This window comes from Actinocorallia populi (genome assembly GCF_002995495.1).
GTDB lineage: Bacteria > Actinomycetota > Actinomycetes > Streptosporangiales > Streptosporangiaceae > Actinocorallia > Actinocorallia populi.
Map to the genome: position 1 here is coordinate 265122 of NZ_PVZV01000009.1, position 24985 is coordinate 290106.

Below are 24985 nucleotides of genomic sequence, written 5' to 3' on the forward strand. Positions count from 1 at the left end.
CTTGCAGGAGGTGCCACTGTGTCGGAACCCGGCCGCCGCTCCGTCATCACCGGACTCATGACGGGCGCCCTCGTCCTCGGTCTCGATCCCGTGTCCAGAACCTGGGTCACCGCCGCGCACGCGGGCGGGCCCTTCGACCGGCTGCCCCCGCTGGACGGGCGGCTCCGGCTCGACGACGCCGCGCTCGACGCGGCCGCCGACGACTTCGGCCACATCGTCGGCAGACGGCCCCGGGCGGTCCTGGAACCGGGTTCGGTCCGCGACGTGGTCGCCATGATGAAGTACTGCCGCCGCCACGGCGTCCAGGTGGCCGGACGCGGCCAGGGCCACAGCGTGCACGGGCAGTGCCAGGTGGAGGGCGGCCTGGTCGTCGACCTCCGGCCGCTGGACTCCGTCGAGATCGCCGGCGACCGGGCCGCCGTAGGCGCGGGCGCCACCTGGCTGGAGCTGGTGCGGGCCGCGCTGGCCGAGGGCCTGACCCCGCCCGTCCTCACCGACTACCTGGGCCTGTCGGTCGGCGGGACCCTGTCGCTCGGCGGGTTCGGCGGCGCGGTCGGCCACCACGGCGCACAGGTCGACAACGTGCTGGAGCTGACGGTCGTGACCGGCAGGGGCGAGCTGGTCACCTGCTCGCCGAACCGGCGGCGCGACCTCTTCGACGCGGTGCGCGGCGGCCTGGGCCAGGTCGGGATCATCGTCGGGGCCGTCGTCCGGCTGCTCCCGGCGCCCGCGGCCGTCCGGCGCTACAACCTCACCTACCCGACGCTGGAGGCGCTCACCGCAGCCCAGCGGCGCATGGTCGACGAGGGCAGGTTCGGGTACCTGGAGGGCTCGCTCAGCCGCGCCGAGGACGGCTCCTGGACGTTCGTGATGGAGGCGGTGGCCTTCGACGCGACGCCCGCCGACGACGAGCGTCTCACCGGCGACCTCGGCCACGCCTCCGCGGCGATCGACGACCTGCCCTACTTCGACTTCCTCAACCGGATCGCCCCGGTCGTGGAGATCCTCATCGAGCTCGGCGAGTGGGCCCGCCCCCACCCGTGGATCGACGCCTTCCTGCCCGGCTCGAAGGCCGAGGAGCTGGTCGCCGGGACGCTGCCGGAGCTGACCCCGGAGATGATCGGGCAGAGCGCCGTCATCCTGCTCTACCCGATCCCCACCGCCAAGGTCCGGGCGCCGCTGCTGCGGCTGGCGAAGGAGAAGCACACCTTCCTGTTCGGGCTGCTGCGCACCTCCTCGCCGGGGTCGGCAGGGCCCGCCGCGATGATCGCCGCCAACCGCGCGCTCTACGAGCGGGTCCGGGCCGCCGGGGGAGGCCGGTACCCGACCGGGGCGGTCCCGTTCAGCCGCGACGACTGGCGGCGGCACTTCGGCGACGCCTGGCCGGCCTTCCGCGCCGCCAAGCGCACCTACGACCCGGCGAACATCCTCACGCCGGGACAGGGGATTTTCTGAGCGGGGGCCTGGTGCGGAGGTTGGCGGAGACGAACGCCGCGGCGATGCAGAGGACGCCGGCCCCGTACCAGGCCACGTCGTAGCTGCCCTGCTCGTCGCGGAGGAACCCCGCGACGGCCGAGGCGAAGGCGGCTCCGATCATGTGGGAGGCGAAGACCCAGCCGAACACGATCGAGCCGTCCTTGCCGAACAACCGCCGGCACAGCGCCACCGTCGGCGGGACCGTCGCCACCCAGTCCAGGCCGTAGAAGACGATGAACAAGAGCATCGTCGGCTCGACGGTCGAGGCGAACAGCTGCGGCAGCACCAGCAGGGACATGCCGCGCAGGCCGTAGTAGGCGACCAGCAGCTTGCCGGGGTCCACGCGGTCGCTGAGCCAGCCGCTGAAGATGGTGCCGACGATGTCGAAGACGCCGATGACCGCCAGCAGGCCCGCCGCGGTGGGCTCGCTCATGCCGTGGTCGTGGGCGGCGGGGATGAAGTGGGTGCCGACCAGGCCGTTGGTGGTGGCCCCGCAGACGAAGAACCCCGCCATCAGATACCAGAAGCCGCGGCTGCGGGAGGCCTCGCGCAACGTCCGCATCGCCCGTCCCGCGGCGCCCGGCTGCCGCTCGTGCTCGGCGGGAACGTCGGTGCCCAGGGCGGTGAGCCCGACCTCCTCGGGGGTGTCGCGGAGCAGGAACCACACCAGCGGGACGACGGCCAGCGCGGCCACCGCGACCGTCACCGAGGCGAAGCGCCAGCTCTGCTGCTCGGCCAGGTAGGCCAGGACCGGGAGGAAGACCAGCTGCCCGGCGGCGCTGCCCGCGGTCAGCACGCCCATGACGAGGCTCTGGTGCCGGGCGAACCACCGGCTGGTGAGGGTGGCGGCGAAGACCAGCGCCATGGAGCCCGTTCCCAGTCCGACCAGGACGCCCCACAACGCCACCAGCTGCCAGCTCGCGGTCATCCAGACGGTGAGGCCGCTGCCCGCCGCTATCAGCGCCAGCGCCGCGGTGACGACCCGGCGCATGCCGAACCGGTCCATCAGGGCGGCGGCGAACGGCGCGGTCAGCCCGTACAGCAGGAGGTTGACCGAGACGGCCAGCGAGATCGTGCCGGTGGACCAGCCGAACTCCTCGCGGAGCGGGTTGATCATGACGCCCGGAGTGGCGCGGAACCCCGCGGCGCCGACGATCGCCACGAGCGCGACGCCCGCGACGATCCATGCCCTGTGCAGCTTCATGTGCAGAATTCTTGGGGCGCCCGGGGGGCCCGACGAGTGGCTCAAAAGTCAACTATCGCAAGATTTCGGCCAATGTCCGGCGTACCGTGTCCGGTATGCCGCACCGGATCGCCGTCCTGGTCCTGGACGACTTCGCCACGCTCGACCTGGGGATACCCGGCCACGTCTTCCGGGTGGCCGAGCCGCCCGCCGACTACGAGGTGCTCACCTGCAGCCCCGGCGGCGAGCCGGTGCGCTGCCGGGTCGGCTACGGCGTGACGCCCGACCACGACCTCTCCCTCCTGGAGACCGCCGACACGGTCGTCGTGCCCGGGATCCACGGCGGCTCGCCCCTGCGTGACGGGACCCTGCGCGAGGACGTCAGGGGGGCTCTCCGGGCCACCTCGGCCCGGTTGGTGTCCATCTGCACGGGAGCCTTCGTGCTGGCGGCGGCGGGCCTCCTGGACGGCCGCCCCGCCACGACGCACTGGCGCAACGCCGAGAGGTTCGCGCGCCTCTTCCCGGCGGTGAAGCTGAACCCCGACGTCCTGTTCGTCGACGACGGCGACGTCCTCACCTCGGCCGGGGTGGTCTCGGGCATCGACCTCTGCCTCCACGTGATCCGCAAGGACCACGGGAGCGAGGTGGCCAACCGCACGGCACGCCGCTGCGTGGCCGCCCCGTACCGGGCCGGCGGCCAGGCCCAGTTCATCGAACGCCCCGTGCCCGCCCCCGGAGGGGAGGGCACGGCACCGGCCCGCGCCTGGGCGCTGGCCCGCCTCGCCGAGCCGATCGCCGTGGCCGACCTCGCCGCCCGCGCCGGAATGAGCTCCCGCACGTTCACCCGCCGCTTCCGCGAGGAGACCGGCTCCAGCCCCGCCAAATGGCTGAACCAGCAGCGCGTGGAGTACGCCCGCCACCTGCTGGAGGCCACCGACCTGCCCGTGGACGAGGTCGCCCGGCGCAGCGGCCTGGGCAGCGCGGTCTCCCTGCGCCAGCACCTGCGCACCGCGCTGGGCGTGGCCCCGACCGCGTACCGGAGCACCTTCCGGAACCGGTGAGAGGGGACGTCTTGGTCGTTTCGGACGGCTTTAACCTTTGTTAAGGTTAGCTTTACCTAAGTAAACTCCCCGCGTCACGTTCGGGGCCTTCCCAGTGTTGCCCGAGAGGTCACTCCCCATGTCCAGAATCCTCAACCGCCGCAACGCGATGGCCGTACTCGCGGCCGCCGCGCTGGCCGTCACCACCGCCTGCGGCTCCTCCGACGACACGAAGGCGCCGTCTCAGGATGACGCGAAGCGCACGGTGACCACGGTCATGGGCGACGTGCAGGTCCCGGGAAGCCCCCGGCGCGTCGTCGTGCTGGACACCGACGCGCTGGACTCGGCCGTCACGCTGGGCGTCACCCCGGTCGGTGCCACGAAGGCCTTCGCCGACGCGCCGCTCTCCACCTACCTGCCCGGGGACGAGTTGGCGGGCGTCAAGGAGGTCGGGCTCATCGGCCAGCCGAACCTCGAGGCGATCGCCGCCCTGAAGCCCGACCTGATCCTGAGCAACAAGGTCCGCGACGAGAAGAACTACACGGCGCTGACCGCCATCGCGCCGACCGTCCTCACCGAGACCACCGGACCGGCGTGGCGCGAGAACTTCGAGCTGCACGCCGACGCGCTGGGCAGGAAGGACGAGGCGAAGAAGGTCGTCGCCGGTTACGAGACCCGCGTTGGGGAGGTGACCGAGGCCCTCGGCGGCGCCGAGAAGGCCAAGGCCACCGAGGTCGGTTTCGTGCGCTTCGTCGAGGGCGCCGACACGCGCCTCTACCTCAACGACACCTTCGTCGGCTCGATCTTCGCCGACCTGGGCGTCGGGCGTCCCGCCAACCAGGACACCACGGGCTTCTCGCTCGACATCAGCCCCGAGCAGGTCGACAAGGCCAACGCGGACATCATCTTCTACTCCACCTACGGCTCCCCGGAGGCCGCCAAGGAGACCGGCATCACCGCCGGACCGCTGTGGAAGAAGCTCGACGCGGTGAGGAACGGCAAGGTCTTCAAGGTCGACGACACCCTGTGGATGCTCGGCATCGGCTACACCGGCGCGGGCGCGATCCTGGACGAGATCCAGAAGGACCTCCCGGCCGCGGAGTGACGAAGAAGACGGCACGGCGCCCGGTCCGGCAGACCGGGCGCCGCCTCGGATGGCTGGCGGCGGGCGCGCTCCTGCTGCTGCTCGCCATGCTGCTCAGCCTCATGGTCGGCAGCCGCTCGATCGGACCGGCCGAGGCGCTGGACGCCCTGCTGCACGGCGGCACCACCGACGACGCCTACGTCGTGCGGTCGCTGCGCGTGCCGCGCACGGTCATCGGCGTCATGGTCGGCGTCGCGCTGGCCCTGGCCGGCGCGGTGCTGCAGGGCGTCACCCGCAACCCCATCGCCGAGCCGGGGATCCTGGGGATCAGCCAGGGGGCGTCGCTCGGCGTCATCTGCGCGATCGCCTTCGCCGGAGTGCACACGCTGACCGGGTACGTGGGGTTCGCCTTCGCCGGAGCCGCCGTCGCGGCCGCGGCCGTCTACCTCTTCGCGGGCACCGGGCGCGGCGGCGCGACCCCCGTCAGACTGGCGCTGGCCGGTGCGGCGATGAACGCCTTCCTCGCCGCGCTGGTCTCGGGCATCATGATCACCAACGGGCGTGCCCTGGACGAGTTCCGGTTCTGGCAGGTCGGCTCGATCAGCGGCCGCGGGCCCGAGGTCGCCGCGCAGACCTGGCCGTTCCTGCTCGCCGGGCTGCTGCTGGTGGCCGTGATGGCGCGCAGCCTGGACGCGCTGGCCCTGGGCGACGACGCCGCCAAGGGGCTCGGCCACAACGTGCCCCTGATGCGGATCCTGGGCGCGCTGGGCGCCACCGTCCTGACCGGCGTGGCCGTCGCCGCGGCAGGACCCATCGTCTTCGCGGGCCTGGCCGTCCCCCACATGGCGCGCGCGGCGGTCGGCACCGACCACCGCTGGCTGCTGCCCATGGCCGCCCTGCTCGGGCCCGCGCTCATCCTGATCCCGGACGTCGTCGGCCGCGTCCTCTTCCCGCCCTCGGAGGTGCCGGTGGGCGTCATGACGGCGCTGCTGGGCGTGCCCTTCCTGGTCGCCATCGTGCGTCGCAGGTCGGCGGTCGCGGCATGAGGCCCGCCGGATACGCCGCCGTCACGGCGGGACGGGCGGCCTTCCTGGTGCACCGCCGCTCCGCCGTCGTGGCGTTCGCGCTGGCCGTCGCGCTGGGGGCGGCCGTCGTCGCGTCCCTGTGCGTCGGGGAGTCCTTCGTCTCCCCGGTGGAGGTCGTGCGCGTGCTGCTCGGGCAGCCGAGCCCCGACGAACTCGTGGTGGGCACGCTGCGGCTGCCGCGCCTGGTCGTCGGCCTGCTGGTCGGCGCGGCCTTCGGCCTGGCCGGTGCCCTGATCCAGACGGTGGCGCGCAACCCGCTCGCCAGTCCCGACATCATCGGCGTGTCGCACGGCGCGGGCGCGGCGACGGTCGCCGCGTTCACCTTCGGGATCACCTCCTACGCCATGCTGCCGCTGGTGTCCCTGGGCGGCGGCGTCGCCGCCGCGCTCCTGGTCTACGTCTTCGCCTGGCGGAACGGGCTGCGGGCCACCCACTTCGTGCTGATCGGCATCGGGTTCTCGGCGGCCATGTCGTCCCTGACCCGGCTGTTCATGACCAAGGGCGACTTCCTCGCCGCCGAGCAGGCCAAGGTCTGGCTCACCGGATCGCTCAACGGCCGCGGCTACGACCAGGCCGCGCCCCTCGCGGCGGTCCTGCTGCTGCTCTTCGTGCCGCTGCTGTGGGCCGCGCGCGCCCAGCGCGACATGTCCCTCGACGACGACACCGCGACGGCCCTGGGCGTGCGCCTCGGCCGTGTCAGGCTCGGGCTCGTCGCGCTCGGCGTCGTCCTCGCGTCCGTGGCGACCGCCACCGCGGGGCCCATCGACTTCGTGGCGCTGCTCGCCCCGCAGATCGTCCGCCGCCTGACCCGCGGCGCCCAGATCCCCCTGCTGTGCTCGGCGCTGACGGGCGCGCTCATCGTCGTCCTGGCGGACCTGCTGGCCCGCAGGCTGTTCGCGCCGATCGAGCTGCCGGTCGGCGTGCTCACCGCCGTGGTGGGCGCCCCCTACTTGTTGTGGCTGATCGTCCGAAGCCGTTCCGGAGGCAGAGTATGACCGGCAATCGCCTGAAGGCGCAGGGCCTCACCCTGTCGTACGAGAGCCGCACCGTCGTCGACGGCCTCGACCTGGAGATACCGCAGGGGAAGGTGACGGTCGTCGTCGGCCCCAACGCCTGCGGCAAGTCCACCCTGCTGCGCGCCCTCGGGCGGCTGCTCAAGCCCCGCCGCGGCGCGGTCCTCCTGGACGGCGTCGAGCTGTCGCGCATCCCGACCAAGCAGATCGCCCGCACGATCGGGCTGCTGCCGCAGACGCCGGTGCCCCCGGAGGGGATCACCGTCGCGGACCTCGTCGCGCGCGGGCGGCAGCCGCACCAGAAGTGGTGGCGGCAGTGGTCGGACGACGACGAGCGGGCCGTCACCGAGGCCATGGAGCGCACGGACGTCGCCGGGCTCGCCGAACGGCCCGTCGACGAGCTGTCCGGCGGCCAGCGCCAGCGGGTCTGGATCGCCCTGGCCCTCGCCCAGGACACCGACCTCCTCCTGCTCGACGAGCCGACCACCTACCTCGACATCGCCCACCAGGTCGAGGTCCTGGACCTGGTCCGGCGGCTCAACCGCGAACGCGCCCGCACCGTCGTCGCCGTCCTGCACGACCTCAACCAGGCGGCCCGCTACGCCGACCACCTGGTCGCGATGAAGGCCGGCCGCGTCATCGCCCAGGGCGCCCCCCGCGACATCGTCACCGCCGACCTCGTCCACGAGGTCTTCGGCCTCACCTGCGTGGTCGTCCCCGACCCGGTGACCGGCGACCCCCTCGTCGTGCCCGGCGCCCCCTGGGGAGCAGCCGGCTAGGCCGCTCCCGGCCCCCGTCGCCGGAGGTCCGCGGCGTGTCCCGCGCGGTGGCGGCGGACGGCCTCCGCCCGGACCCGCTCGCGGCGGTCGGCGGCCAGGGCGTGGGCCATCCAGGGGAGCACGGACAGGGACATGCCGAGCACCCATGCCGCGAGGGCGTGCAGGGTCTCCTGGATCATCCCCGGACCCCCGGGACGGGCGGACGGGCACCGGCGCCTTGTGGGGCGGCGTTCCGGTGGGTCAGAACCTCGCCCATACGACCTTCCCCTCCCGGCCGGCCCGCCAGCCCATGGCGCGGGCCGCGTCCTCGATGAGGATCAGGCCGCGCCCGCGCAGGTCCTCGATGCCCGGCCGCCGCCGTTCGGGCATCCGCCGCGAGCGGTCGGCGACCTCCACCAGCAGGCCGTCGTCGTCCAGGAGGAGGCTGAGGCGGACGGGCGGCTCGCCGTGGCAGTAGGCGTTGGTCACCATCTCGTGGATGGCGGTGATCCTGTCGTCGACGAAACCGGGGTCGATCTCCCAGTCGAGCAGGAGAGCGGCGACGCGGTGCCGGGTGTCGTTGACGTCCTCCAGGGTCCAGGGAACGGCGAAGTTCTGGAAATAGAACTTCGTACGGTCCGGACGTTGTGGAATATATGTCGCATCGATGTCGGAAGCCACGTCTCGTCTCCGCAGGGTTCGGGGAATCGGTGGCACCAGGCTCAGGCCTCGGGTTAACGTTTTCCAGTTCTCGCGAGAAACGCGAGAACGGCCGATAATCCGGAGGGCGCATGCCCAAACTCGTCTCGCCCCCTGAGCCGACCATCGACCTGTGGGCGCTCATCGCCCACCACCTGCGGTTTCTCCGCCTCCAGAAGGGCAGGTCGCAGGCCAATGTGGGTGCCGTCATCAACGCGTCCGTCGCCTCGGTTTCTCGTATCGAGCGAGGTGAGGAGAGGCTCGACGAGAAGCAGGCAGCGCTTCTCGATAAGGAGTGGGATACGGGCGGTTTGTTCGGTTTTCTTATTTATCACGCGACTCGCAGCCACAATTCCGCCTGGCGCGAGCAGTGCTTGCATCTTGAGGCATCCGCCCATTTCCTGCGCGTCTATGAGGCGCTGATCGTTCCCGGAATCTTCCAGACCCCCGAGTACGCGCAGGCGCTCATCCTCTCCGGGCGTTACGCCTCCCGGGCGGACGAGCTGGTGGCCGATCGAATGAGGCGCGCCGCCATCTTCCGGCGCGATCCGCCTCCGGAAGTGTGGGCGATTCTGTCGGAGAACGCCCTGGACTGGCCTATCGGAGGGCCGGAGGTCATGCGCGGCCAACTGGAGCGCCTGCTCGCCCTCGCACGACTCGACACCGTCGGAATCAGAGTCGTCCCCCGCTCCTCCGGAGCGTCACCGGCCATGGACGGAAGCTTCATGATCATGACCTTGGGGGCGGGGGACACGGTCTTCTCCGATTCCCCCGGCGGCGGACGTCTCGTCAGCGAACCGGCCGAGGTGCGCGGGTACCTTGGGCGCTACGAGCGGATCGGGTCCCGGGCGCTCTCCGGTCCCGACAGCCTTGCGCTGATCCACCGATATCTGGAGAACATCGAATGACCACCACTCATGTTTGGCGCAAGTCCAGTCACAGCGGTGCCGAGAACCTGTGCGTCGAGTTGGCTGCGCTTCCGGCCGAGCTGGGGATCCGGGACGGCAAGAATCCGGAGCGGGGACACCTGGCGCTGTCCGGGCGCCGGGCCGCCGCGTTCCTGGCGCGGGTGAAGTCCGGCCGCTAGCGCGGCTTGACCTTGATCTCGCCGTCGGCGTGCGGGGCGCCGATCCGGCGCATTTCGACCTCCGTGTCCTCCGGGGCGTCCCGCAGGGCCCTGGCGGCGAGGGCCGCGAGGACGCCGCCCACGAGCGGGGCCAGGATGAACAGCCAGAGCTGGCCGATCGCCTCGCCGCCCGCGAAGAGGGCGGGGCCGATGGAGCGGGCCGGGTTCACCGAGGTCCCGTGCAGGGGGACGCCGACCAGGTGGACGACGGCCAGGGTGAAGCCGATGGCCACTCCGGCCGCGGTCGCCGCGGCCTTGCGGCGGACCACCAGCAGCACCACGAAGACGAACACGAAGGTCAGCACGACCTCGAGGACGAAGGTGCCGGCCGCGTTGATCCCCTCGTCCGGACCGTAGGCGTTCGCGCCGTCGACGGCGGTCTCGACCCCGCCCACCGAGGACACCAGCTTGATCAGGGCCGCGCCGGCGATGCCGCCGAGGACCTGGGCGACGATGTAGCAGACCGCGTCGGTGCCCGAGATCTGACGCATGATCCAGGCGCCGGCGGTGACCGCCGGGTTGACATGGCAGCCCGAGATCGGCCCGATGGCGTAGACCAGGCCAAGAAGGACCAGACCGAAGGCGAGCGCCACCCCGACCGCGCCGATCTCGGGCAGCCCGAGCACCGCGCTGCCCACGGCGATGAACACCAGGAGCGCCGTGCCCAGGAATTCGGCGACATAACGATCCGTGCGCACAGCCGGTCCTCCGATCCGACTCCAGAAAAGACACTCCACTAAAACACCCTGGTCACAGGCGTGGCCTCAGGGAATGATCCACTTTCGGCAAAGACTCGGCGCGCCCCGGGCGGCCGGTCCCGAAGGGGCAGAGGAAAGGCGGCCCCCCTGGTGGGAGGCCGCCTTCTCGGGTGTCGCGGATCAGACGTCGTCGGCGTCGACGATGCGGTAGGCGTAGCCCTGCTCGGCCAGGAAGCGCTGGCGGTGGGCGGCGAAGTCCTGGTCGAGGGTGTCGCGGGCGACGACGCTGTAGAAGCGGGCGCTGCCCTTGTCGGCCTTGGGGCGCAGGACGCGGCCCAGGCGCTGCGCCTCCTCCTGGCGGGAGCCGAAGGAGCCCGAGACCTGGACGGCCACGGACGCCTCGGGCAGGTCGATGGAGAAGTTGGCGACCTTGGAGACGACCAGGCAGTGGATCTCGCCGCTGCGGAAGCCGTCGAAGAGGCGCTCCCGTTCCTTGATCTTGGTCTCGCCCTTGATGACGGGGGCGCCCAGGCGCTCGCCCAGCTCGTCCAGCTGGTCGATGTACTGGCCGATGACCAGGGTCTGCTCGCCCCGGTGGCGCTCCACCAGGCGCTGCACCACCTGGGTCTTGGTCTCGGTGGTGGCGCAGAAGCGGTAGCGCTCCTCCGGCTCGGCGGTGGCGTAGGCCAGCCGCTCGGAGTCGGTCAGTGTCACCCGCACCTCGACGCAGTCGGCGGGGGCGATCCAGCCCTGGTTCTCCATCTCCTTCCAGGGCGCGTCGTAGCGCTTGGGGCCGATGAGGGAGAAGACGTCGCCCTCCCGGCCGTCCTCGCGCACCAGCGTGGCCGTCAGGCCCAGCCGGCGCCGCGCCTGCAGGTCGGCGGTCATCCGGAAGATCGGCGCGGGCAGCAGGTGCACCTCGTCGTACAGGACCAGGCCCCAGTCACGGGCGTCGAACAGCTCCAGGTGCGCGTAGACGCCCTTCCTGCGGGCCGTCATGACCTGGTAGGTGGCGATGGTGACCGGGCGGATCTCCTTCTTGGTGCCCGAGTACTCGCCGATCTCGTCCTCGGTGAGGCTGGTGCGGCGCAGCAGCTCCTGCTTCCACTGGTGCACGCTGACGGTGTTGGTGACCAGGATCAGCGTGGTCGCCCCCGCGTGCGCCATGGCGGCGGCGCCCACGGTGGTCTTGCCCGCCCCGCAGGGCAGCACCACGACCCCGGAGCCGCCCGCCCAGAACGCCTCGGCGGCGTCCTTCTGGTAGGGCCGCAGCGACCAGCCCGTCTCCACGAGGTCGATCGGGTGGGCCTCGCCGTCCACGTACCCGGCGAGGTCCTCGGCGGGCCAGCCGAGCTTGAGCAGCGCCTGCTTGAGCGTGCCCCGCTCCGAGGGGTGCACGACCACGGTGTCGTCGGTGACGCGGTCCCCGAGCAGCGGCTTGATCTTCTTGGCGCGCAGCACCTCCTCCAGCACGGCGCGGTCGCTGGAGACCAGGACCAGCCCGTAACCGGGGTGCTTCTCCAGCCGCAGCCGCCCGTACCGCCCCATGGTGTCGGCGACGTCCACCAGCAGGGCGTGCGGCACCGGGTAGCGCGAGTACTCGATCAGCGCGTCCACGACCTGCTCGGCGTCGTGCCCCGCGGCGCGCGCGTTCCACAACGCCAGCGGCGTCACCCGGTAGGTGTGCACGTGCTCGGGAGCCCGCTCCAGCTCGCAGAAGGGCGCGATGGCCCGACGGCACTCACCCGCACGCTCATGATCGACTTCCAGCAGCAGCGTCTTGTCCGACTGCACGATCAACGGACCATCATTCATAGCCATCGAGTCTGCAACACCGGAGGGGGTGCCGGTGTTCCTGCGCGCCGATGTGAGCGAGACCTCCCGGGGAGGACCGGGTCAGATGCGGATGCCGTCGTCTCCCGTGGGCGCGGTGCCGGTTTCGTCCAGCTCGCCGGAGAGGCCCAGGGCGAAGAAGAGCACCAGCAGCACGACGCCCACGAGGACGGCGAGGCCGAAGATCACCCAGCTCCAGTTGGTGAGGTTCTTGGCCGAGACGGGATCGGTGTTGACGCGGCTCATCGCGACCGCGGCGGTGACGATCCCCGGGACGGCCAGCAGCCCGCAGCAGGTGATGGTCAGCAGGATGTTGGCGATCAGCGCGGCGACGGCCGGGCCGTTGCTCGCGGGCGGGGGCGGCGGGTACTGCCCGTACTGCCCGTACTGGTTGGGGTGGCCGGGGATGCCGTACCCCGGTCCGAAGTAGGGGTCGTGGGGAGAGTGGCTCACGGGAAGACCTTTTCGTCCATACCTGTGGGACTGTGCAGGGTACCGAGGGGTTCAGATCTTGCGCACACCGGTGATCCGGTGCAGCGCGAAGCGCTGGATGGAGGCTCTGGTCTGGTCATACGCCGTCAGGAAGCCGCCGTCCACCCGAACCGGCTCGATGATCCGGCTGGAGGCGCGGCCCTGCTGGTCCAGGTAGCCGATCCACAACCGGGTGCCCAGGGCGGCGCGCAGCTCCTCGATCAGGGAGATCGACGGGGTGCGCGGCGGCTCGCCCTCCGGGGCGCCGACCGAGGCCGCCTCCTCGCCCGCCCGCAGCGCCCGGATCGCCGCGGCGGCGACCCGCTCGTCCACGACGTGCTCGTGCTCCACCGGCGGCCGGGCCGGCGGCTCGGCGCGCCGGGCGTCCGTCCGGGTGACCACCAGGCCGCCCTCGGGCGACTCCGGCACGGGCGAGAAGCCGACGGAGCGCAACGACTCCAGCAGGTCCTGGCGGGACAATCGGGAGGCCAGCACCGTCGGCGCCAGCCGGTACAGGCGCAGGGTGGCGGCCCTGCGGTCGGCGAGGATCTCGTCCAGGGCCGCGGGGTCGTCGCAGCGCACGTACGACAGGGCGGTGCCGACCCGGAGCCTGCCGTGCCTGCGGCCGACGTCCTCGACCAGGTAGGACAGGGGCTGCGGCACGGGGGTGCTGCTGTGGCGGGCCAAGAGGTCCAGCAGCTCCGAGACGGTGCGCCCGGCGTCCAGCGCCCGCCGCACCGACTCGGGGGTGAAGCGGTAGACGGTCGCCCCGCCCTTGGACTCCACGTCGGCGGTCAGCGCCAGCTCCCGCGCCAGGTCGGGCACGAGCGGGCCGGGCGCGACCGCCGTCAGGTCGGCCTGGAGCACCACCTGGTCGACGGGCTCGGGCAGCAGCGCGCCGAGCTCCCCGGCGACGTCGCCGCCGGACAGGAGCGCCCCGGCGTAGGAGGCGCGGGCGCCGAACCCGGTGACGCCCAGGAAGGCCGCCTCGTGCAGCGTCCAGGAGACGAGCCGGTCGTGCAGGCCCGACGCGCGCCTGGGGTTCCGCCAGGCCAGCGCGCGCAGGACGGACTCCTCGTCGGGCGCGACGCCCTCGGGGAGCACCGCCAGCGTCTCGCGCCTGACCCGGGGCGCGGAGGAGCGGATGTTCCCGTCGGTCAGGGCGTTGATCGTCCGGTCCCGGTCGTCGCGCTCGCCGACCAGGCCGGGCACCCGGTCGGTCTCCAGCCAGGCGCCCGCCAGTTCGGTCCAGCGGGCGGCGGCGTCGCGCAGCAGCCACAGGTCGTAGGAGCGGGTGGGCAGCCACTCCGAGGAGCCGCCGTCCCGGTCCAGCAGGCCCGCGGCGTGGGCGACCTCGACGACGATCGCGGCGTCGCGTTCGGTCAGGTCGAGCCTGCCCGCGGCCGCCCGGAGCTCCCGGACGCCCAGACCGCCGCCGCGCAGCACCGGGGGCGGGCGCACCCCCCAGTGCTCCAGCAGCTCCTCGGTCAGGCGCAGCAGGGTGAAGGCCTGCCCGGAGGCGATCTGGTCGGTCAGCCTCTGGGGGCGCCTGGTCCCGGACGGCACGGGCGCGGTGATCACGTCCTCCCGGAAGAGCACGCCGCCGCGCAGGTACAGGCCCACCTCGCGGGGCAGGGTCACCGTCCGGTCGTCCGTGGCGATCAGCAGCCCCCTGGCCAGCAGCCGGTCGACGGGGCTGCGCGCCTCGGCCAGGCCCACCCGCCGCCGCGCGTTGTCGATCCGGCCAGTGGGCGGGCCCCAGGCCAGGTGCTCCAGCGCCGCCCGCGCCTCGGGCCCGGCGTCCTCCACGAGCGGTCCCGGGTCGGCCAGCCGTTCGGCGAGGGACTCGGCCAGCCCCGGGGCGCTGGCGAAGGCGGTGGAGACCCCCAGGTCCTCGGCCAGCTCCAGCAGCCGCTCCAGGGGGAGGGCGGCCAGCGTCTCGCGGGCGGACGGCCCGAGCCCCGCGGGGTGGGTGAGGGCGGCCCGCACGCCGGGGGCCAGGCGCAGGGAGCGGGAGGGCCCCGGCCACAGCAGGCCCAGGTCCCGCAGCCGCTCCACGACCTCGGCGGAGCGCGCGCCCAGCGCCTTCTTCAACGCGGTGAGGGTGGGGGAGGGCAGCACGGCGACCGCCTCCAGGACGGCCAGCGCCGCGCGGTCCAGCCGGTCCAGGGCCCGGCTCACCGCCGATGGGGCGGCCGCGCGGGCGGCCAGGGCACCGAGGTCGGCGGGGACGGGGGTGATCAGCTCGGGCCGTGCGGAGACGAGGGCGCACAGCTGGTCGTCGGTGCGTCCGCGGAGCCAGTCCCCGTAACTGTCCAACGGCCCTTCAGTCCCGGCCGAGCAGGCCCATGGCGAGCCGTGCCCAGGCGGCTGCGAAACGTTTCTCGTCGGTCTTGACGGGGGTCTCGTACAGCGACTCGTTGGCCAGCCAGTAGTTGACCACGGAGCCGCCGAGGATCGCCGCGATGGCCTCCCAGTCCTCGTCCCGCTCCTTGAACTCGGGCTGGGTGGACAGCCAGGCGGCGATGCTCTCGTACAGCGGGTTGACCACGCCGTCACGCAGGTCGGCCACCAGGTGGGGGAACTGGTCGAGGTCGCGGAAGAGCACCCGGATGAGGTCCTGCTCCTCGCGCATCTTGGCGATGCCCGCGTGGCAGGTCATCCGCAGCCGCAGGTCCAGCGGCTTGGACTTGAAGTGCTCGGACTCGGCGAGGGTCGCGTTGACCTGGTCGCGGGTGTGCTCGATGCGCTCGCGCACCGCCGCTGCGAGCACTTCCTGCTTGGAAGGAAAATGCCGGTAGAGACCGCCCGCGCCGGGAGAGAGCCCGGCGGCGGCCTCGATCTCGGCGACGGACGTCGCGGCGTAACCGCGCTCGGCGAAAAGCCGCAGCGCCTCGGCCACGATCCGCTCGCGCGTCGTTCTGCTCATTGGTGTGATCCTCCCCCAGAAGCCTAAGGCCTGTCCCCGGGTCCGGTGCTCGCTGAGGGCGGCTTGCGCCCTGCAGGCTACCGCAGTGGTTTCACCGGGGGAGGAGGAAGGCCCGGCGACTCCACGCGCCGGCCCCGGGGACCGCACCGGACACCGGACCGTCCCCTGTCGCGCGACGGGCCTCGGGGCGGGTCAGATGTCGATGTCGTCGGCCACCGCGCGCAGGACCGTCGCGATCTTGCGGGCTTCGGCGCTGGAGGGGTGCTTGCCGCGGCGGTAGGTCTCCGAGACGTGGTCGAGGAGCTTGATGAGGTCCTCGGTGATGAGGACCATGTCGTCGGGGCGCTTGCGCTTGGCCTTGGCGATGGTCTTCTCGACCGAGGGCGGGGTGTCGACGACCTTCACGGACAGGGCCTGCTGGCCGCGGCGGCCCTCCACCACACCGAACTCGACTCGTTGGCCCTGTTTCAAGGCTTTCGTTCCAGCGGGCAGGGCGGAGGAATGCACGAAGACCTCACCCCCGTCGTCGCGGGTGAGAAAACCGAAACCTTTGTCGGTGTCGTACCACTTGACCTTGCCACTGGGCACGGTGGACCTCTGTCTGGCTGCGCGTTCGGGTGATCCGTACAAGGCTAATGCCTTACGGCAAAACGGCGATACTCCTTATCGCCCTTCATCGCGCGGCCGGTCCCCCCGTTCCCGGGGCGAACGGGGTTGACATGTCCGGTCAAAGGCGTCAAGCCACTGCGGAAACGACGTGAGGTCGTCAAGGACGTGGTCGGCGCCGTGGCCGAGCAGGTCCGAGGCGGTGAAACCGCCGGTGGCGACGGCCAGGCTGAAGGCGTCCGCCGCGCGGGCCGCCGCGATGTCGCCGGGGTGGTCGCCGACGTAGGTGTGCGCGCCGTGCTCGCGCAGCGCGGCGCCCTTGCCGGCCGCCCACAGGCCGCCCACCAGCAGGTCGACGTCCAGCCCGAGGAAGGCCAGGGTGGCCCTGGCGTGGGGTTCGTTCTTGGCGGTGACGACCATGACGCGCTCGCCCGCGGCGCGGACGGCGGCGACCGCCTCGGCGGCGCCGCTCATGAGCAGGGTGGCGGGAATGGCCAGTTCCGGATAGAGCGCCCGGAAACGCAGGACCATCTCGGGGATGTGCGGCTCGGGGAACCAGTTCGCCAGCTCCATCTCCAGCGGCGGGCCCAGCCGCCCGACGACGAGAGGCACGTCGATGAAGGCGCCGGTCTCGGCGGCGAGCGCCGCGTAGACGGCGCCGATGCCCCGGCGGGTGTCCGCGAGGGTCAGGTCCAGGTCGAAGCCCACCATCATGACCGTCATTTTAAGGAAGGGGAACGGGGATCGACCTCCCTTTGGGCACCGCCCGTAACCTCTGTTCCACCGGTCCGGAACGGCTTTCCCGGGTCGGCCGCCGCCGGTTTCCCCGGCCGCGCGGGCGGGGAGGGGTGCACGGTCATCCCCCGGCATGGGCGACAATCTGTATGTGACGTCACTCCGTTCCGCCCCAGTCCGCCGAGGCCGTTCCGTCGCGGATCCGGCCTGCGTCGAAGCCGTCGACCTGGCGCTGGAGGCCGCGAAGGAGACGGCGAGGCCCTCCGAGGTGGGCGAGCACCTCGGCTACGCCGTCGAAGGCGACCGGGTCGTGACCCATTTCTTCGCCTGCACGGACTTCGGCTACCGGGGCTGGCGCTGGGCCGTCACGGTGGCCCGCGCCGCCCGCGCCAAGGTCGTCACCGTCTCCGAGACGGCCCTGCTGCCCGGGGAGGAGGCGGTCCTGCCGCCGGCCTGGGTGCCGTGGCTGGACCGGCTGCGCCCCGGCGACCTGGGCCCCGGCGACCTGCTGCCCACCGCGCCCGACGACGTGCGGCTGGCGCCCGGTTTCGCCCAGCCCCAGGAGGACCTCGACGAGCAGGCCCAGTGGGAGACCGGCCTGGGCCGCACCAGGGTGCTGTCGGCCGAGGGCCGCGACCAGGCGGCCGAGCGCTGGTACGAGGGGGCCGGCGGCCCGCAGGCGCCGATCGCGGTGGCGGCCCCCGCCCAGTGCAGCACCTGCGGCTTCTACCTCCCGCTGGCGGGCAAGCTGCGCCGGCTCTTCGGGGTCTGCGCCAACGAGCACGCGCCCGACGACGGCCGCGCCGTCTCGGCCGACCACGGCTGCGGCGCCCACTCCGAGGCGGTCGTGGTGCCCTCGGCCGCCGAGGCGCCGCCGCTGATCCTGGACGAGATGGCGCTCGACCGGCTGCCCGAGGAGTCCCCCGCCGAGCCCGCGGAGCCGGGGGAGGCCGGGGAGGAGACGCCCGGCCGCGGCTGACCATGGACGATCCCTTCGGCACCGCCGCGCTGCGGGCCCGGGTCCTGGACGCCTGGGCCGCGGCGCCCGCCCGGTTCCGGGAGGACGCCAACGCCGAGGAGGACTACGCGCTCGGCGCCTACCGCGACCGCGTCCTGATCGAACTGGCGCAGAACGCCGCGGACGCCGCCCAGCGGGCCGGGGTGCCCGGCCATCTGCGGCTGGAGCTGCGGGACGGGACGCTGACGGCCGACAACACCGGGGCGCCGCTCACCGCGGAGGGCGTGGAGTCGCTGTCCTCGCTGCGCGCCTCCACCAAGCGCGGCGCCGACTCGGCGGGCCGGTTCGGCGTCGGGTTCACCGCCGTCGTCTCGGTGAGCGACGCCCCGTCCGCGGCCTCCCTGACCGGGGCCGTCGCCTGGTCGGCGGAGCGCACCCGCGCCCTGGTCGAAGGTGTTCCGGAGCTGGCCGGCGAGCTGGCGGCCCGGCACGGCCACGTTCCGGTCCTGCGGCTGCCCTTCCCCTCCGCGGACGTTCCGCCGGAGGGCTTCGCCACCCGGGTCGTGCTGCCGCTGCGCGACGAGGCCGCCGAGCGGTCGCTGCGCGCCCAGCTCGCCGGGGTGGGGGCGCCCCTCCTGCTCGCGTTGCCGGCCCTGGCCACCCTGGCCGTCACCGTGGACGGCGGGACGCGTCTGCTGCGCGCCGCCCGTCCCGAGCCCGGCACCGTCATCGTCACCGAGACCGGGGACGCCGCCGGGCTCCCCGCGGAGGGCGCGGTCTCGCGCTGGCGGACGGTGGAGGCGCACGGCCGGATCCCCGAGGAGCTGCTGGCCGACCGGCCCGCCGAGGAGCGCAACCGCCCGTTCTGGTCGGTGCGCTGGGCGGTGCGCGCGGAGCCGCGCGGGCCGCTGGACGCGCCGCCGACCGGCGGCGGGGTGCTGTACGCGCCCACACCGACCGACGAGCCGCTGGACTTCCCCGCCCTGCTGATCGCGAGCGTGCCGCTCGCCTCCGACCGCAGGCGGGTGGAGCCGGGCCCGCTGACCGACTTCCTGGTGGAGCGCGCGGCGGGCGCCTACCTCGACCTGCTCGCCGGGACGGCGGGCACGGCCCTGCTCGATCTGGTGCCGGGCCCCGTCCCCGCGGGCGTCCTGGACGGCGCGCTGCGCCACGCCGTGCTCCGGGCGCTGCCCGAGGCTCCGCTGCTGCCGCTCGCCGAGGACTCCGCGGCCCGGGTCAGGGGCCGTGACGCGGTGGCGGTGGACGGGCCCGCCCCGCTGGTGGCGGCGCTGAGCGGGGTGGTCCCCGGCCTGCTGCCCGCCGCCTGGCCCGCCGGGCACCGGGCGCTGCGGGCGCTGGGCGTGCGGCGCATGGCTCCGGCGGACGTGGTGGACGCGCTCGCCGGCCTGGACCGCGAACCCGCCTGGTGGCGGGCGGTCTACGACGCGCTGGCCGGGGTGGACTCCGGGGAGCTGGGCGCGCTGCCGGTCCCGCTGGCCGACGGGCGGCTGGTGCGCGGCCCGCGCGGGGTGCTGCTGGCCAGGGACCTGCCCGCGCCGGAGCGGCTGTCCGCGCTGGGCCTGCGGGTCGCCGACCCGGCCGCCGACCATCCGCTGCTGGTCCGGCTCGGCGCGGTGGAGGCCGGCCCCCGCCAGGTGCTCGCCGATCCCGCGGTGCGGGCCGCCGTCGAGGGCTCCCTGGATCTGGAGGACCCGCAGGAGCGCGCCGACCTGGCGGACGCCGTGCTGACGCTGACCGGCGCGTTGTCGGGTCCGGCCGACTCCTGGCTGGCCGAGCTGGCCCTCCCCGGCGCGGACGGCGAGCCGTACCCGGCGGGGGAGCTCTTGTTCGAGGACTCCCCGCTGCGCCGGGTGATGGGGGAGGACTCGCCCTTCGGGATCGTCGATCCGGGGCTGGTCGAGCGGTACGGGGCCTCGGCGCTGGAGAACGCCGGGGTGCTGCGGGGGTTCGCCCTGCTGCGCGCGCAGGACGTGGACCTGAACGATCCCGACACCCTGGACGAGCTGAGCCTGGACGGCCTGGAGGACTGGGACGTCCCGTCGGCGCACCTGCCGGAGCTGACGGCCGTCCGCGACCTGGAACTGGTCGAGGACTGGGAGGCGGCGCTGCGGCTGCTGGCCCTCCCGCCGTGGCGCGAGGCGGTCGTGGCGCCGGTGGTGCTGCCGGACGGCGCCCGGGTGCCGTCCTACACCTCCTGGTGGCTGGCCCGCCGCGAGGTCCTCGGCGGGGCGCGCCGCGCCCGTGACGCCGACCCGCTGCTGGAGGGCCTCTACGATCCGGCGCCTGAGTTCCTCGACCCGGAGTTCGCCCGTGCGCTGGGCGTGCGGCGCTCGCTGGCGGACGTCCCGCCGGACGAGCTGCTGGAGCTGCTGGCCGACCCGGCGAGGCCGGTGCGGCGCGACCAGCTCAGGGCGTTGTGGACCTGGTTGTCGCACGCGTCCGAGCTCGTCCCGCCGGACGAGGTGCGCGCGGTGGCGGGGGCGGTGGTCGAGGTCGTCCCGGCCGAGGACGCCATCGTGGTGGACGTCCCGTACGCGCTGCCGCTGCTGGCCGACCAGCCGCTGGTGCTGCTTCCGCACGACCGCGCCGAGGACCTGGCCGAGCTGCTGGAACTGCCTCTGGCCTCGGACGAGGTCCCGGCCGGACCGGACGCCCCGGGCACGGAGCGCGAGGTGCCGGGGATCGTGCGGGAGCTGTTCCCCGAGGCGCCCGAGAGCTACCTGCACCATGACAGGCTGGTCGTGCAGGGCCGGGAGGTGTCCTGGTGGTACGACGGGCGCCCGCACGCCTCGGGTCCGGCGGGCCTGGCCAGGGCCGTCGCCTGGGAGCTGGGCCGGTGGGGCGACCGGCAGGCGCTGCAGGCGCTGCTGGCCGAGCCGGGCGCCGCGGTCCTCCTGCTGGCCGAGGCCGATCTCAGCTGATCGGGGGCAGGTCCGGTTCGGTCTCCTCGGCCCGTGCCGGGCCCTCCTGGTCGCGCTTGCGCTGCAGGCGCGGGATGTACAGGCAGGCGAAGGCGCCGATGATCGCGCCGGTCAGGCACACCCACAACCACCAGCGCTGGTCGGAGGGCAGTCCGACGAGCAGCAGCACCACCAGCGCGATGAGCCAGACGGCGGTGCCTCCGGCCGCGACGAGCACATCGTTGGTCTTCAGCGGTTCCGGTTGGGGCCGGCCGGGGTGTGTCGGCATGCCGACACACTATCCGGAGCCCGCCACGCGGCCGCGGCCGCGGGTCGATACCCCCGTCCCGTATACGGTGCGGAAGGATTCCCGGTCGGCGGGGGAATTCGGTGAGCGCGGGAGGTTGTTAGCAAGGGTAATGACTCTTGCTAACGAAAATGATGATGAACGAGACGACGAAGGCGCCGGGCTCGCGCCTGGCCGAGGAACTGCGGATCTCGGTGGCGAGGCTGTCGCGGAGACTGCGGGCGCAGGCGGGAGACGACCTGTCGGTCACGCAGTTCTCGGCGCTGGCGGTGCTGGAACGGCACGGCGAGATGACACCCGGCGAACTGGCCGAGCACGAGCACGTCAGGCCGCCCTCCATGACCCGGACGGTCGCGGCGCTCGAAGCCGCGCGGCTGGTCGCCCGCAGGGCCCATCCGACCGACCGGCGGCAGGTGGTGCTCGCGGTCACGGAGGCGGGAAGCACGCTGCTGCGCGAGCACCGCAGGCGCAAGGAGGCATGGCTGGCGCGGCGGGTGGCGGACCTGACCGACGAGGAGCGGGCCGTGCTGGAGAGCGCGGTGCCGATACTGGAGAGGCTCAGCAGAAGCTGAACGGGGGCATGTTCCGCAGCCTGCGCAACCGCAACTACCGCCTCTTCATGTCCGGCCAGGTGATCTCCAACATCGGCACCTGGATGCAGCGCATCGCCCAGGACTGGCTGGTCCTGGAGCTCACCCACGGCAGCGGCATAGCCCTGGGCGTCACCACGGGCCTGCAGTTCCTGCCCATGCTGCTGTTCGGCCTGTGGGGCGGCGTCATCACCGACCGCTACCCGCGGCGCCGGCTGCTCATGCTCACCCAGGTGGGCCTCGGCCTGCCCGCCCTGGTCCTGGGGCTGCTGGCGGTCGGCGGCGCCGCCGAGGTCTGGCACGTGTACCTGCTGGCGTTCGCCCTGGGCATGGTCACGGTCGTCGACAACCCCGCCCGGCAGACCTTCGCCGTGGAGATGGTCGGCAAGGAGGACCTGCCGAACGCGATCGCGCTCAACAGCGCCACCTTCAACGGCGCCCGCGTGGTCGGGCCCGCCGTCGCCGGGGTGCTGATCGCGCTGGTCGGCACCGGCCCGGTGTTCCTGATCAACGCCGCCTCGTTCGGCGCGGTGGTCCTGGGCCTGGCCCTGATGCGCGAGCACGAGCTGCGGACCCTGCCGCCGGTACCCCGCGCGAAGGGGCAGCTGCGGGAGGGGCTGCGTTACGTCCGCGGGCGACCGGAGCTGGTCACCGTGCTGGTGACGATCGCGCTGGTGGCGGGCTTCTCGATGAACTTCCAGGTCACGACGTCGCTGATGGCCACCGAGGTCTTCGGGCGCGGCGCCTCGGAGTTCGGCCTGGCCAGCACCCTGATGGCGGTCGGCTCGGTGAGCGGGGCGCTGCTGGCGGCCCGGCGCCTCGCGCCCACCAGGCGCCTGCTGTACGGCGCGGTGCTGGTCTTCGGCGTGCTGGAGGTGCTGGTCGGGCTGATGCCCACCTGGCCGACCTTCCTGCTCATGCTGGTGCCGGCCGGGCTGCTGCTGATGACCTTCACCACCGCGGCCAACGCCACGGTCCAGCTGAGCGTCTCGCCGGAGATGCGCGGCCGGGTGATGGCCCTGTACATGCTGGTGTTCATGGGCACCAACCCGGTCTGCGCGCCGCTCGTCGGCTGGGTGGCCGAGGCCTTCGGCGCCAGGTCCGCGATCGTGCTGGGCGGGGTGGTGGCGATCGCCACCGCGGGCGCCGTGATCGCTTATCCCCGGATACGCCGCGAAACCGTCGTGCCTTCCGCATAGGCTCATGCCAGATGACAACCTGCGGCCCTGCTGCAAAGCTGGATACCCGGACCGACAGAACGTGGAGGGGCACGTCGTGACCGTTTCATTGCAGAAGGGGCAGCGCATCTCGCTGCAGAAGCCCGGCGGCGGCGGGCTCGCCGTGGTCCGGATGGGCCTGGGCTGGGACGCGGTCAAGAAGAAGAGCTTCTTCGGCTCCCGCGAGCAGGACATCGACCTGGACGCCTCGGTGGTGCTCTTCGCCGACCACCAGGTCGCCGACGTCGTCTACTTCGGCCAGCTGACCAGCCGCGACGGCTCGGTCCGCCACACCGGCGACAACCTCACCGGCGCGGGCGACGGCGACGACGAGTCGATCATCGTGGACCTGAGCCGGGTGCCCGTCCACGTCACCTCGCTGGTCTTCACCGTCAGCTCCTTCCAGGGCCAGACGTTCAACGAGGTGCAGAACGCCTTCTGCCGCCTGGTGGACGAGGCCAGCGGCCAGGAACTGGCCCGCTACACCCTCACCGGCGGCGGCGCGCACACCGGCATGGTGATGTCCCGGCTCTACCGACACGGCCAGGAGTGGAAGCTCGGCGCCATCGGCGAGCCCAGCCAGGGGCGGACCTTCCAGGACATGCTCCCGGCGATCGCCGCCCACGCCTGATCCGTGGCCGAGCTCATCCGGGGGGCCAACGCCCCGCTGGACGCCGTCCGGCTCACCGTCACCTGCTCCTGCGCGGCCCCGGTCGACCTGAGCGCCCTGCTGGTCGGCCGGGACCTCAGGGTGCGCTCGGACGCCGACCTGGTCTTCTACAACGCGCCGGAGGGTCCCGGCGTGCGCTGGTCGCCCGGCGGTATCGACCTCGACCTCGCGGCCGTGCCCGCCGACGTCCACGCCGTGCTGATCGCGCTCAGCCTGGCCGACCACGCGCCCCTGTCGACGGTCCCGCCGCCGACCGTGCGGGCCGGGGACCACGGCTTCACCATCGACCGCCTCGCCGACGAGACCGCGCTGATCGCCCTGGAGGTGTACCGGCGGCAGGACGCCTGGAAGGTCAGGGCGGTCGGCCAGGGGTACGCCGCCGGGCTCGCGGCCCTGGTCACCGCGCACGGCGTCGAGGTCGACGACCCCGGGCCCCCGCCGCCCGCCCCGCCCCGCGTCCAGCCGGAGCCGGCGGCCCCCGCCTCCCTGTACGGCGCGCAGGGCGTCCCCGCCGTGCCGCCGCCGTCCCCGGCACCGGCCGGCGAGGGCGCGCGGTCCGGGGCCGGACGGGTGCCGTTCACCGACCGGGCCTGGCTGGTCTGGGAGGACGCCAGCCGTTCGCTCGCCTCCTACCGGGCGTCGATGGACCACGCCCTGTCGATCAGGGACGACGAGGTCAGCGGCCGTACCGCCCCCGGGCGCTCCCAGCAGCTCATGCAGGCCGCGACCGAGCGGCTGACCACCGACATGACCCAGCTCGCCGGGGAGCTGGCCGCGCACGAGGGCTCGGCCGGAGCCGAGCTGGCGCCCTTCGACGACCCCGCCTGGCTGACCTGGGAGCCGGGCGAGGAGCTCGGCGAGGGACTGCTGCTGGGCCATCTGGGCGCCGACGAGGTCACCACCCTGCGGATCCCGCTCATCCTGCGCATGCCCTGGCGGCGCATGGTCTGGATCAACCGGGGCCTGACCCCGCACGAACCGGTGGCCTTCGCCTGGTCGCTGGTCACCCGGTTCTTCGCCGCGGTGCCCCCCGGCGTCTGCGGGCTGGACGTCGTGGACGCCACCGGCATGTCGGGCGCGGGCTGGATCCACGGCCTGCCGCCCGCCACGGTCAACCTGCTGTGCGGCGGCGGGGTCGCCACCGGCCGCGCCGCCGCCGACAGGCTCGGCAGGCTGGTCGACCTCGTGGACCTGCGGGCGGTCGGCGGCGACGACACCGCGCTGCTGCCCGGCCAGCCGCCGGTGCGGCTGCTGGTGGTCTTCGACGCGGGCGCCGCCCTGGAGGAGCACGGGGACCGGCTGATGCGGCTGGTCGAGGACGGGCCGCGGCTGGGCGTCCCGGTGATCTGCGTGGAGACCGAGACCCCCACCGACGACTCGGTGCGGGCCCTGCGGATCAAGCAGTCCGGCCACACCCTGCCGTCCGGCGAGGGGGTGCTGTCGGACGCCTGGGTCGGCGGCGACTGGGCGCTCACCCCCGACGTGCTGTTCGACGGCGCGGGCACCCGCCCGCCCGCGCTGCTGTCCCACGTCCTGAACGTCCACTCGCGGATCATCGAACGCGCCTGACCCGGCGGCGGGTCGCC

Annotated in this window: 25 protein-coding genes; 14 read left to right on the forward strand and 11 right to left on the reverse strand. The window is 73.3% G+C overall.

The features are described 5' to 3' along the window. The first annotated feature begins 18 nt into the window (after window positions 1-18). Window positions 19-1455, forward strand: coding sequence for an FAD-binding protein (locus C2865_RS32440; RefSeq protein WP_232835918.1), 1437 nt, complete (start codon window positions 19-21; stop codon window positions 1453-1455). Here C2865_RS32440 and C2865_RS32445 read toward each other — a convergent pair. Beyond that, complete coding sequence (locus C2865_RS32445; protein ID WP_198653752.1) at window positions 1430-2680, reverse strand: MFS transporter; 1251 nt, start codon at window positions 2678-2680, stop codon at window positions 1430-1432. The two genes, C2865_RS32440 and C2865_RS32445, sit on opposite strands and share 26 nt — an antisense overlap. Before the next feature lie 95 nt (window positions 2681-2775). Here C2865_RS32445 and C2865_RS32450 point away from each other — a divergent pair, with 95 nt between their 5' ends. From C2865_RS32450 to C2865_RS32470, 5 genes are all read left to right on the forward strand, one after another. Then, complete coding sequence (locus tag C2865_RS32450) at window positions 2776-3720, forward strand: GlxA family transcriptional regulator (RefSeq protein WP_106402449.1); 945 nt, start codon at window positions 2776-2778, stop codon at window positions 3718-3720. 118 nt (window positions 3721-3838) lie between these two features. Continuing rightward, entirely contained in the window at window positions 3839-4804 is a 966-nt protein-coding gene (locus tag C2865_RS32455) for an ABC transporter substrate-binding protein (protein WP_106402450.1), read from the forward strand. Beyond that, complete coding sequence (locus tag C2865_RS32460) at window positions 4801-5829, forward strand: FecCD family ABC transporter permease (RefSeq protein WP_232835919.1); 1029 nt, start codon at window positions 4801-4803, stop codon at window positions 5827-5829. The genes C2865_RS32455 and C2865_RS32460 overlap by 4 nt, the downstream gene beginning before the upstream one ends. After that, window positions 5826-6863, forward strand: a complete 1038-nt coding sequence (locus tag C2865_RS32465; protein ID WP_106402451.1) for a FecCD family ABC transporter permease — start codon at window positions 5826-5828, stop codon at window positions 6861-6863. The genes C2865_RS32460 and C2865_RS32465 overlap by 4 nt, the downstream gene beginning before the upstream one ends. Then, on the forward strand, window positions 6860-7660 hold the full coding sequence (locus C2865_RS32470) for an ABC transporter ATP-binding protein (protein ID WP_106402452.1): 801 nt from the start codon (window positions 6860-6862) through the stop codon (window positions 7658-7660). Before C2865_RS32465 ends, C2865_RS32470 begins: the two co-directional genes overlap by 4 nt. Here C2865_RS32470 and C2865_RS32475 read toward each other — a convergent pair. Together C2865_RS32475 and C2865_RS32480 are read right to left on the reverse strand one after the other, a co-directional pair. After that, window positions 7657-7839: a hypothetical protein gene (locus C2865_RS32475; RefSeq protein ID WP_106402453.1), complete on the reverse strand. Its 183-nt coding sequence runs from the start codon at window positions 7837-7839 to the stop codon at window positions 7657-7659. The two genes, C2865_RS32470 and C2865_RS32475, sit on opposite strands and share 4 nt — an antisense overlap. 61 nt (window positions 7840-7900) lie before the next feature. Next, entirely contained in the window at window positions 7901-8320 is a 420-nt protein-coding gene (locus tag C2865_RS32480; protein ID WP_157963993.1) for an ATP-binding protein, read from the reverse strand. 110 nt (window positions 8321-8430) lie between these two features. Here C2865_RS32480 and C2865_RS32485 point away from each other — a divergent pair, with 110 nt between their 5' ends. Together C2865_RS32485 and C2865_RS32490 are read left to right on the forward strand one after the other, a co-directional pair. Continuing rightward, window positions 8431-9246 carry a helix-turn-helix domain-containing protein gene (locus C2865_RS32485; RefSeq protein ID WP_106402455.1) on the forward strand — a complete coding sequence of 272 codons (816 nt, stop codon included), beginning with the start codon at window positions 8431-8433 and terminating at the stop codon, window positions 9244-9246. Further along, window positions 9243-9425, forward strand: a complete 183-nt coding sequence (locus tag C2865_RS32490; protein WP_106402456.1) for a DUF397 domain-containing protein — start codon at window positions 9243-9245, stop codon at window positions 9423-9425. Before C2865_RS32485 ends, C2865_RS32490 begins: the two co-directional genes overlap by 4 nt. Here C2865_RS32490 and C2865_RS32495 read toward each other — a convergent pair. The 7 genes from C2865_RS32495 to C2865_RS32525 all read right to left on the reverse strand — a co-directional run bounded on the left by C2865_RS32495 (window position 9422) and on the right by C2865_RS32525 (window position 16715). After that, window positions 9422-10162 carry an aquaporin gene (locus C2865_RS32495; RefSeq protein WP_106402457.1) on the reverse strand — a complete coding sequence of 247 codons (741 nt, stop codon included), beginning with the start codon at window positions 10160-10162 and terminating at the stop codon, window positions 9422-9424. The two genes, C2865_RS32490 and C2865_RS32495, sit on opposite strands and share 4 nt — an antisense overlap. A 180-nt stretch (window positions 10163-10342) precedes the next feature. Then, window positions 10343-11977 (reverse strand): DNA repair helicase XPB, encoded by a 1635-nt coding sequence (locus C2865_RS32500; protein ID WP_106402458.1) that lies wholly within the window; start codon window positions 11975-11977, stop codon window positions 10343-10345. Window positions 11978-12058: 81 nt separating this feature from the next. Continuing rightward, entirely contained in the window at window positions 12059-12448 is a 390-nt protein-coding gene (locus tag C2865_RS32505; protein WP_198653753.1) for a hypothetical protein, read from the reverse strand. Between the two features lie 51 nt (window positions 12449-12499). Then, window positions 12500-14785 carry a helicase-associated domain-containing protein gene (locus tag C2865_RS32510; RefSeq protein ID WP_106402459.1) on the reverse strand — a complete coding sequence of 762 codons (2286 nt, stop codon included), beginning with the start codon at window positions 14783-14785 and terminating at the stop codon, window positions 12500-12502. A gap of 7 nt (window positions 14786-14792) precedes the next feature. Then, window positions 14793-15395: a TetR/AcrR family transcriptional regulator gene (locus tag C2865_RS32515; protein WP_198653754.1), complete on the reverse strand. Its 603-nt coding sequence runs from the start codon at window positions 15393-15395 to the stop codon at window positions 14793-14795. 192 nt (window positions 15396-15587) lie between these two features. Further along, window positions 15588-15983, reverse strand: a complete 396-nt coding sequence (locus tag C2865_RS32520) for a cold-shock protein (RefSeq protein WP_106402460.1) — start codon at window positions 15981-15983, stop codon at window positions 15588-15590. Window positions 15984-16058: 75 nt separating this feature from the next. Next, the gene (locus tag C2865_RS32525; RefSeq protein ID WP_232835920.1) at window positions 16059-16715 is read right to left on the reverse strand and encodes an HAD family hydrolase; all 657 of its coding nucleotides are present in this window, start codon (window positions 16713-16715) and stop codon (window positions 16059-16061) included. 172 nt (window positions 16716-16887) lie between these two features. Between C2865_RS32525 and C2865_RS32530 the strand changes: the two genes are divergently transcribed. Together C2865_RS32530 and C2865_RS32535 are read left to right on the forward strand one after the other, a co-directional pair. After that, a complete protein-coding gene (locus C2865_RS32530; RefSeq protein WP_232835921.1) occupies window positions 16888-17715 on the forward strand; it encodes a DUF3027 domain-containing protein in 828 nt (275 codons plus the stop codon). Between the two features lie 2 nt (window positions 17716-17717). Beyond that, window positions 17718-20636 carry a sacsin N-terminal ATP-binding-like domain-containing protein gene (locus C2865_RS32535; protein ID WP_106402463.1) on the forward strand — a complete coding sequence of 973 codons (2919 nt, stop codon included), beginning with the start codon at window positions 17718-17720 and terminating at the stop codon, window positions 20634-20636. Here the strand turns inward: C2865_RS32535 and C2865_RS32540 are convergent. Beyond that, a complete protein-coding gene (locus tag C2865_RS32540; protein WP_106402464.1) occupies window positions 20629-20904 on the reverse strand; it encodes a DUF2530 domain-containing protein in 276 nt (91 codons plus the stop codon). The genes C2865_RS32535 and C2865_RS32540 overlap by 8 nt on opposite strands. Window positions 20905-21059: 155 nt before the next feature. Between C2865_RS32540 and C2865_RS32545 the strand changes: the two genes are divergently transcribed. From C2865_RS32545 to C2865_RS32560, 4 genes are all read left to right on the forward strand, one after another. Beyond that, window positions 21060-21494 (forward strand): MarR family winged helix-turn-helix transcriptional regulator, encoded by a 435-nt coding sequence (locus C2865_RS32545; RefSeq protein ID WP_332873406.1) that lies wholly within the window; start codon window positions 21060-21062, stop codon window positions 21492-21494. A gap of 8 nt (window positions 21495-21502) precedes the next feature. After that, window positions 21503-22711 (forward strand): MFS transporter, encoded by a 1209-nt coding sequence (locus C2865_RS32550; RefSeq protein ID WP_106402465.1) that lies wholly within the window; start codon window positions 21503-21505, stop codon window positions 22709-22711. Between the two features lie 76 nt (window positions 22712-22787). Continuing rightward, window positions 22788-23360, forward strand: a complete 573-nt coding sequence (locus tag C2865_RS32555) for a TerD family protein (protein WP_106402466.1) — start codon at window positions 22788-22790, stop codon at window positions 23358-23360. A 3-nt stretch (window positions 23361-23363) separates the two neighbouring features. Further along, window positions 23364-24968: a TerD family protein gene (locus tag C2865_RS32560; protein ID WP_106402467.1), complete on the forward strand. Its 1605-nt coding sequence runs from the start codon at window positions 23364-23366 to the stop codon at window positions 24966-24968. The last annotated feature ends 17 nt before the right edge of the window (window positions 24969-24985 follow it).